7 protein-coding genes and 2 pseudogenes are annotated in these 8,572 nt (G+C 65.7%); 5 read left to right on the top strand and 4 right to left on the bottom strand.

Translation table 11 applies throughout. The annotated features are described in order from the left end of the window. The 3 genes and pseudogenes from TY51_RS15025 to TY51_RS15015 all read right to left on the bottom strand — a co-directional run. Positions 1–832 (bottom strand): annotated as a pseudogene (locus tag TY51_RS15025) (capsular polysaccharide biosynthesis protein); the annotation flags it as partial. 157 nt (positions 833–989) lie between these two features. Continuing rightward, positions 990–2,078: a polysaccharide biosynthesis/export family protein gene (locus TY51_RS15020; RefSeq protein ID WP_197054782.1), complete on the bottom strand. Its 1,089-nt coding sequence runs from the start codon at positions 2,076–2,078 to the stop codon at positions 990–992. A gap of 157 nt (positions 2,079–2,235) precedes the next feature. After that, positions 2,236–3,494: pseudogene (locus TY51_RS15015) on the bottom strand (capsule biosynthesis protein). Positions 3,495–3,769: 275 nt separating this feature from the next. Here TY51_RS15015 and TY51_RS15010 point away from each other — a divergent pair. The 5 genes from TY51_RS15010 to TY51_RS14990 all read left to right on the top strand — a co-directional run bounded on the left by TY51_RS15010 (position 3,770) and on the right by TY51_RS14990 (position 8,008). After that, a complete protein-coding gene (locus tag TY51_RS15010) occupies positions 3,770–4,378 on the top strand; it encodes a riboflavin synthase (RefSeq protein WP_042250894.1) in 609 nt (202 codons plus the stop codon). A gap of 22 nt (positions 4,379–4,400) precedes the next feature. Continuing rightward, positions 4,401–5,519: a 3,4-dihydroxy-2-butanone-4-phosphate synthase gene (ribB, locus tag TY51_RS15005; protein WP_042250893.1), complete on the top strand. Its 1,119-nt coding sequence runs from the start codon at positions 4,401–4,403 to the stop codon at positions 5,517–5,519. Positions 5,520–5,523: 4 nt separating this feature from the next. Then, positions 5,524–6,069: a 6,7-dimethyl-8-ribityllumazine synthase gene (locus TY51_RS15000; RefSeq protein WP_042250892.1), complete on the top strand. Its 546-nt coding sequence runs from the start codon at positions 5,524–5,526 to the stop codon at positions 6,067–6,069. After that, the gene (gene nusB, locus TY51_RS14995; RefSeq protein ID WP_042250890.1) at positions 6,066–6,548 is read left to right on the top strand and encodes a transcription antitermination factor NusB; all 483 of its coding nucleotides are present in this window, start codon (positions 6,066–6,068) and stop codon (positions 6,546–6,548) included. The genes TY51_RS15000 and nusB overlap by 4 nt, the downstream gene beginning before the upstream one ends. Before the next feature lie 497 nt (positions 6,549–7,045). Continuing rightward, positions 7,046–8,008 carry a YdiY family protein gene (locus TY51_RS14990; protein WP_042250888.1) on the top strand — a complete coding sequence of 321 codons (963 nt, stop codon included), beginning with the start codon at positions 7,046–7,048 and terminating at the stop codon, positions 8,006–8,008. A gap of 264 nt (positions 8,009–8,272) precedes the next feature. On the opposite strand, the gene TY51_RS23585 is transcribed toward TY51_RS14990, so the two are convergent. Further along, on the bottom strand, positions 8,273–8,572 hold a 300-nt coding region (locus TY51_RS23585), incomplete at its 5' end, for a hypothetical protein (RefSeq protein WP_231559079.1).

Below are 8,572 nucleotides of genomic sequence, written 5' to 3'. Positions count from 1 at the left end.
TCTCGGCCTCGATCTGGTCCAGCGCACCCTCGAAATCGGTCAGCCGGTCGCGGCAGGGGTCGTACCAGACGGGGCCGGTCAGGTGGCTTGCGGCGAACAGCGCCTCGCGGGGGGCGTGGCCACGGCGCGGGGGCGGGGCCTCGTCGTCGCTGAGGTCCCAGCCCGCATAGAAGGGCTGTCCGAACAGGCGCGGGCGATGGCCCGCCAGTAGCGCCTCGTATCCCAACTGAGAGCTGACTGCATAGACCGCGTCCGCCCCCTCGACCAGTCGCCATGGAGAGACAGGGCCGTCGCACAGCGTGTCGCCGGGGCGAAGATCCTCCGCCGTCAGGTGGCCGGGACGCAGGCCGGCTGCGGTTTCCGGATGCGTCCGGATCACGATTCGGCAGCCGGGATATTCGTCGCGGGCGGCCTGCAGCATCGTCAGGAACAGCGCCCGATCCGCCCCGCGCAGCGAAGCGTCGCCCCGCGTCTGATCGATGACCAGGACATAGCCGGGCTGTGGCAGCGGGGCGTCGGGGTCGTGCAGGTTGTATTTCGACAGATCCGCCGCGCGCAGGCGCGCCAGAAGGCGAACGGAGCGGTCGCGGGTGGCAGGGTCCAAAGGCTGGCCGATCAGACGCTCCAGCCGGGACGGTTTGTCCGGGTCGAAATGCAACCCGTGAGGGTCGATCATCAGCCCCACCGGTCCGCGCGCCGCCAGCGCCCCCTTGGCCCGACCCGGCAGGACAGATCGCAGGAACGCATCCTCGACCGTGATCAGGGGGCAGCCGTGGCGTCGGGCCATCGCCCGACCGCGCCAGGCGGTGGGGCTGTCGCCCCAGATGCCCACCGCGTCGCCGGGCCGGGGCAGGGACAGGACCGGGCGGTGCCCCGCCAGCGTCAGGATGCGCGCGATGCGGGGGCGGGTCAGGAAGCCCAGGTTGAAAACGCAAAGCCGCCGGGTTTCCCCGGCGGCTGAACGGTCGTCTTGTGCCGTCGGCGGCAGATCAGTCGCCGATGCTGGACAGGCTGTCTGCGGTGGCGGCGCTGCCGGTGACGGCCGACAGGGTCTTCTGCCACTGGACGTAGGGCGCCTCGGTCACATAGACGGTGTCGCCGTCGCGGATGACGAAGTCGCGGGCCAGGAACAGGCCGTTCGGACGCGTCAGGTCGAGCACATAGGCGAAACGCTGCGTGCCGATGACGGGCTTGCCCAGAACGCGGGAGGCCACCGATTCAGGCTCGTCACGCAGGACGAAGACGCCGGTGGGATCGGCCAGCGCGCTGCTGAGACCACCGACCATGGCGATGGCTTCGGCTGCATTGATGACCTCGTTGCCCAGGGGAACGCGGGTCTGGCCACCCAAAGCGCCAAGCGCGGTGAAGGTGCGCTGATCTTCCTCGACCACGATCAGGTCGCCCGGACGCAGGGCGATGTCGTTGGTCGGGCTGCCGTACAGGTCCGCCAGCCAGACGCGGCCGCTGTCATTGCCGCGCTTGACGGTCACGACTGCGACTTCGGGCTCGATGGCGACGCCACCGGCGCGGGCCAGCATGGCCGACAGCGTGCGGGTGGGGCGTTCGATCGGATAGACGCCCTGGGCGCCGACGCGACCGACGACCGACACGGTGGCGCCGTTGCCGGCGACGCGCTGGACGGTGACCTGCGGGTCGGGGGTCTGCGCGCTGAGCGCGTCGGTGATGACTTGGCGCAGCTGGTCGGGCGTGCTGCCCGCGGCCCGGACGCGGCCCGCGTAGGGCACGAAGATGAAGCCGTCGCTGTCCACCTGGATCTCGGTCAGCGTGGTCGAGCTGGCGCCAAGCGAGGTCAGCAGACCGTCATCGACGTTCTCCCAGATCGACAGGCCAAGCGTGTCGCCTGCGCGGATCTCGTCCGCGCCGACCTGTCCGGCGCTGCGGAAGCTGTTCGAGAACCCATAGGCGGGTGCGAAAGCCGAAGCACGGGTGACATGGTCGTTGACGTAGATGACCTGCGTGTTGCCGCCACGTTCGACGGCACCATTGAAGATCTCGTTCTTGTTAGGGCCGGAGCGCGGCAGCGCACAGGCTGCAAGAAAGCTGATGGATGCGATCATCAGCAGCCGCAGGGTGGTCGACGACCGGGATAAAACTGTCACCTCTGATACTCCATGTTATCTGGTTCCGGCCTTGTATGCCAGTTTGAATGCACTGTAACCCTGTCCGCAAAGACAGGCTATATCATCTTGAGCAATGTCTGCGGGGCGTTGCCTTTCAGCCATGGCGGTCCGACAGTTGCTGCCGCGGCAGGATTCGGCCAGTCGCCAGGACCTGATACGGGTCATCCGGCGACAGCAGCATATCTGCCACCAGCCGCAGCGCGTGGGCGCGTGACCGGCTGGCGTAGAAGCCGCCGGGGATCTGGCTGGTCTGCAGAAGATAGTCGCGAAACACGCGGTAGGCCTGCGGGTCGGGCGCGTCCGGGTCGGCCAGAAATTCGTCCAGCGTCTGTTCGGACACCAGCCCCGGCTTTTCATAGACGGCGCGACCAAGGGTCTTGACCGGGATGCCGCGCCACAGGGCCTGCTGGCCGGCGGTGGAATTGACGGTGACCACGGCGCGGGCGTGGGACAGGATCTCGGCCAGCTTGCCGCCGCGGACGTAATGCACCCGGTCCGACACGCCATGTTCGGCCGCCGCGGCGTGGATGGCGGCGCGGTTGCCCGCGCGACCGTCCTCCAGCGGGTGGGCCTTGAAGATCAGGTGGTGGTGGCGGGGGCGGCGCGGGCGAACCCCTCGATCACCGTGCGGACGAATTGGGCGTTCCGGGTGAAGGGCGAATGACCCAGGAAGTTGGAATCATGTTCCAGCTGCATCAGGACCAGGTTGTAGGGCCATCCCGACAGGCGCAGGCGCCGCCATTGCAGCGCGCGGCCCAGGTTGTAGGCCGGGGCCAGGACCAGCCGCCGCAGGTTCAATCGGAATTCCTGTACGACCCCGATCGCGCGGTGCCCCGAATAGGCGCGATAGCGGCCGTTCGCGACCAGGATCAGGAAATGATAGAAGGCCCCGTAGAACTTGTGCTGGCGCATGTCGCCCCAGTGCGCGGGGGGGCGGCGCACCTCGTTGGTCTGCTCGCGCAGGGCGGCGCGCATCTGGGCCAGCGGAATGCGCATCAGCACAGAGTTGCCATTGGACCCCTGGCGTTCATAGCTGATCCAGTAGGGGCGCAGATAGCCTTCCTCGAACACGTGGACGCGCAGGCCGCGGGCGGCGGCAAGACGGCGAGCGGTGGCGTGGATCGGCCGGACGTCGCCATAGAGCACGATGTCGGTCACGCCCTTGTCGTCCAGGATGGCGGCCAGGTGGTCGGGCCAGTCGTCCGCGCTGCCCTGATGGCGGATGAAGCTTTTCGCGTCCGACCAGAAAAATTCGTCCCCCGCGTTGAAACCGCAGCGCCAGACGGCAGCCCCCGCCGCCCGCAGCAGCCGCCCAAGGCGGTCGAAGAACGGACCGTGCGGTCCCTGCAGCATCAGGAAGACCGGGCCACCCTGCGCAGGCACGCGGCCTTTTGGCGCGTGCGAGGTCTGGGGCAGGGGGGAAACGCCGGTCTGAATCATGGTCGACTTGAAAAAGAGGGGTGGCCGCAATGCCAAGGGCCATCGTCAAGACATGCCATGACATGCCTCACCGATCCATCATTTTGTGCATCAAGCTTTAGCGGCACGGGGCGGGGCAGGGGGCTTGGTGCTTGAACGGACAGGGCCGATGGCCTAGTTCGGTCCAGGATCATCAGGGAAGGGCTGCGATGTTCACGGGCATCATCACGGATATCGGCATCGTCCGCGCGGTCGAGATGCGCGGCGACATGCGCGCGCGCATCGGCTGCGCCTATGACATGGCGGGCGTCGATCTGGGCGCGTCCATCGCCTGCGACGGGGTCTGCCTGACGGTCGTGGCCAAGGGCCAGGACTGGTTCGACGTCGACATCTCGGCCGAGACGCTGTCCAAGACCAGCATCGGGTCCGAAGGGTGGGTCGTGGGTCAGCGCCTGAACCTGGAACGCGCGCTGCGTGTGGGCGACGAGCTGGGCGGCCATATCGTCAGCGGCCATGTCGACGGCGTGGCCCGCATCACCGCCGCCGCCCGCGACGGCGACAGCCTGCGCCTGACGTTCGAGGCGCCCGCCGATCTGGCACGGTTCATCGCGCAGAAGGGGTCGGTCACGCTGAACGGCACCTCGCTGACCGTGAACGAGGTCGCGGGCAACAGCTTTGGCATCAACCTGATCCCACACACCCAGCAGGTGACCACCTGGGGCGATGCGGCGGTGGGCGATGCCGTGAACCTGGAAATCGACACGCTGGCCCGCTATGTCGCGCGGCTGGCCGAGGCCGGACAACCGATCGGCGCGTGACGCCTGCGTGAAGGACGAACAGATGCAATTCGAACAACCCGGCCCCGTCGAACGCGACCTTTCCGGCGCCATCTCTCCGATCGAGGAGATCATCAATGAGGCCCGCAACGGCCGCATGTTCATCCTGGTCGACCATGAGGACCGCGAGAACGAGGGCGACCTGTGCATTCCCGCGCAGATGGCCACGCCGGACGCGATCAACTTCATGGCGACGCACGGGCGCGGGCTGATCTGCCTGACCCTGACCGCCGACCGGATCGAGACCCTGGGCCTGACGCTAATGAGCCCCAAGAACTCCAGCCGGCACGAGACCGCATTCACCATGTCCATCGAGGCGCGCGAAGGCGTCACGACCGGCATCAGCGCCGCGGACCGCGCGCGCACGATCAGCGTGGCGATCGACCCGACCAAGGGCGCGCCCGACATCGCGACGCCGGGCCACATCTTTCCGCTGCGCGCCCGCGACGGCGGCGTGCTGGTCCGCGCGGGCCATACCGAGGCCGCGGTCGACATCTCTCGCCTTGCGGGACTGAACGCGTCGGGCGTGATCTGCGAGATCATGAACGACGACGGCAGCATGGCGCGTCTTCCCGACCTGGTCGACTTCGCGCAGCGCCACACGCTGAAGATCGGCACGATCAGCGACCTGATCCGCTATCGCCGCCGCCATGACAACCTGATCGCCGAGCGGTCCCAGAGCGCGGTCCATTCCGCCCATGGGGGCGACTGGATGATGCGGGTCTTTGCCGACGAGACGCAGGGCACCGAGCATATCGTGCTGACCAAGGGCGACCTGACGACGCCCGAGCCCGTCCTGGTGCGCATGCACGCGCTGGACCCGCTGCACGACGTGCTGGGTGTCGGGCGCGAAAGCGCGGGCAGCCTGCCCGCCGCGATGCAGGCCATCGCCGACGAGGGGCGCGGCGTCGTTGTGCTGATCCGCGATCTGTCGCATGCCATCGCCGATCCGGGCGATGTGGGGCCGCACACCTTGCGCCAATACGGGCTTGGGGCGCAGATCCTGTCGGCGCTTGGCCTGTCGGACCTGATCCTGCTGACCAATTCGGCGCCCGTGAAGGTAGTTGGGCTTGACGCCTACGGGCTTTCCATCCATTCCACCCGGCCTATCCCCAAGGACTAGGTACATGGCCTCGAACACGCAACATCACGAACTGGCGCTGCCGCGTCTGGATGCTCCGGTGCGCCTGTTGGCGGTCGTGGCACCCTATTACAAGGACATCACCGACGGTCTGCTGTCGGGCGTCCGCGCCACGGCGGATGCCGCAGGCGCCAGCCTGGACGTGATCGAGGTTCCCGGCGCGCTGGAGATCCCCACCGCGGTGGGCCTTGCCGCCCGCAGCGGACAGTATGACGGTTTCGTGGCCTTGGGCTGCGTCATCCGCGGAGAGACGACGCATTACGACACCGTCTGCAACGACAGCTCTCGTGCGCTGACGCTGCTGGGGCTGCAGGGCGTCTGCCTTGGCAACGGCATCCTGACGGTCGAGACGATGGCCCAGGCCCAGGTCCGCGCGGACCCGGCCGGTCAGAACAAGGGCGGCGGCGCCGCGGCGGCCGCGCTGCACCTGGTGGCGCTGGCGCGTCGGTGGGCCGGGGCGGCGCAACCGGCGGCCCCTGCGCATGACGTGATCCGCTTGGCGGGCGAACTTGAAGGACAGGGCAAGGCATGACCGATCACGACCAGGACAAGCGGCCCGACCGGCGCGCGCTGAGCAGCGCGGCACGGATGTACGCGGTGCAGGCGCTGTTCCAGATGGAGGCTGCCGGTCAGTCCGCCGACCGGGTGACGCGCGAATTCCAGAACTTCCGCATCGACTTCGACGACCGCGATGGCCCGACCGATCAGGCCGACGAGGCCCTGTTCACGCGCATCGTGGATGATGTCGTCATGTGGCAGTCCAAGATCGACCAGGCGACCGACCGGGGTCTGGTGGCGAAGTGGCCCATCGACCGCATCGACCCGGTCCTGCGCGCCGTCTTTCGCGCCGCCGGTGCCGAGTTGGTGGCCGAACGTGCGCCCGCCAAGGTCGTCATCACCGAATACGTGCGACTGACGCAGGCGTTCTTTCCCGATGGCCGCGAGGCGCGCTTTGTGAACGCCGTGCTTGACCACATGGCACGCGATTTCAAACCTGATTCTCTTGACTGACAACATCTGTGACATCCCTGAACGGCCCGGATCGACGATCCGGGCCGTTTTCATTGGACCGCCGGGTTCAATGCGCAGAGATGCAGACTTGACGTCGTGTCATTCTGACAGCGGGATCGTGGCATCTGTGCAACAATTATGCCGACGGAATGCCGCGTCGGCTCTGCCCTTTATTTAGGCAATCACGTGGATGTTTCACCGCAAGCATTTCAACATCTGCTTTGACTGCTGCCTAGCAAAGCCATAAAAACGCCTTGTTGCAAGTACGTTGTGCAAATCGCAGAATGGTTGCATCACCAAACGTTACACGTCGTTTTCGGCGAGGATCTGCCGTTTTGTGTCAAGACCCTGACAGGCTCACGTTTGCGCGACCTGCAGAAGAAATGCGGTGGGCTTTGAACCGAAAGGGGGGGGCGCTAATTGATGTCACAGCAGAGATGCTCTGGTGCCCGGAACGGGGCCGGGACAATCCTACTCAGCTCGTGAGGACGACGAAAATGAAAAAAGTTACGCTGCTGACCAGCACCGCCGCAATCCTGGCCGCCCTGTCGGTTCCGGCATTCGCGCAATCCGAAATCTCGACCGGCGCCGACGCTGCAGGCGTGACCGAGATCAACGACCGCATCACGGACATCGAAGAAGATGTGACCGACGCGTTCGACCGTGACAACGATGCCGACCGCTTTGGTCCGGCCGACCGTCGTCAGGGCCTGTTCGGCACCATGTCGCTGAGCTACACCGGTCGCACCGGCAACACCGACAACCAGGATCTGGCGATCGGTGGCCGCGTGAACTACAACCAGGGCGTGTTCGCACAGAGCGTCGGCCTGTCGATCGAGTTCGGCGAAGACGACTTCGGCAACAAAGACCAGGAAGATATCGCTGCGATCTATGACGCGCAGTACTACTTCAACGACCAGCTGTACGCCTTCGCTCTGGGTCGCATCAACCAGAACGGTCTGGTCGACGGCGTCCGCAACAGCGACGCACAGACCGACGAAGACTTCGCAGACGAGTTCAGCGACTTCCGCACCGACGCGTTCTTGGGCTTTGGTCCTGGCTACCGCATCCTGAACACCCAGGACACCACCTGGCGCGTGCAGGCCGGCGTCGGCGTCCGCTACACCAAGACCGGTGCGCAGGAAGCTGGCTTCGACCTGGTCGAGGGTCCGGATGGCGAACTGGTCGCAGTCGGCGTTGGCTCGTCGTCGGACACGTCGGTTGGCTACATTGCCTCGTCGCGTCTGTACCACCGCTTCAACGAGAACATCTTCATCACGAACGACACCGACTACCTGGGTTCGGAAGATTCGGCTGACGTGATCACCAACGAGTTCGGCGTGAACTTCCGCGTCTCCGAGCAGCTGGCGACTCGCGTGAGCTACACGAGCGAGTACCAGGAAGACCGTGCGATCCGCACCGACAACACCGTCGGTCTGGCAGTGGTCTACGGCTTCTGATCCATCCCGCGGGATGATCGGATCACGAAAGGGCGGCCCTCGGGCCGCCCTTTTGCATTTCCGCGCCAAGGGGAGGCGGAGACCGGCAGAGCAGTGCATGACGGCCCTGATGAGGCCGCAGCTGGTCACGCATGGTAGGGTTGGGAAGGTGTGGCAGGAACCGCAGCGACCGCGACGGCGACAGATTTCCCGAAAGCCTGATATATCAGGTGGGTACCGGGTAACGTGACCAGGGCCACGACAGAGCCAGCGCCCTCGGAAAACTTATAGGCCAGTGGAAATTTGGCCGTACGCGGGAAGAGCAGAAGCCCGCCACGCATCAAATCTAGGCCCGCAGCCGTGCCTTTTCAAGCGTGTTGCACTTTCATGGAGCTTGGCAGCGCCAAGATGATGGAAACCCGGACTGACAGTGGCCTGTGATTCTTTGGGCGGGGCACCCCCTCTTTCAAAATATGGGTCAAAAATTGATTTAATATCAGATACTTGCAATGTTTTTTGTGTCGCCGCTTCATTTTGTTGTTGCGCGTGTTTCGCCCTCGGCCTAAACACCGCTTCACCGAGGCG

The organism is Paracoccus sp. PAMC 22219 (assembly GCF_000787695.1).
Lineage (GTDB): Bacteria > Pseudomonadota > Alphaproteobacteria > Rhodobacterales > Rhodobacteraceae > Paracoccus.
Note: the sequence above shows the minus strand (reverse complement) of the source record. Positions and strands in the feature narration are given on the sequence as shown.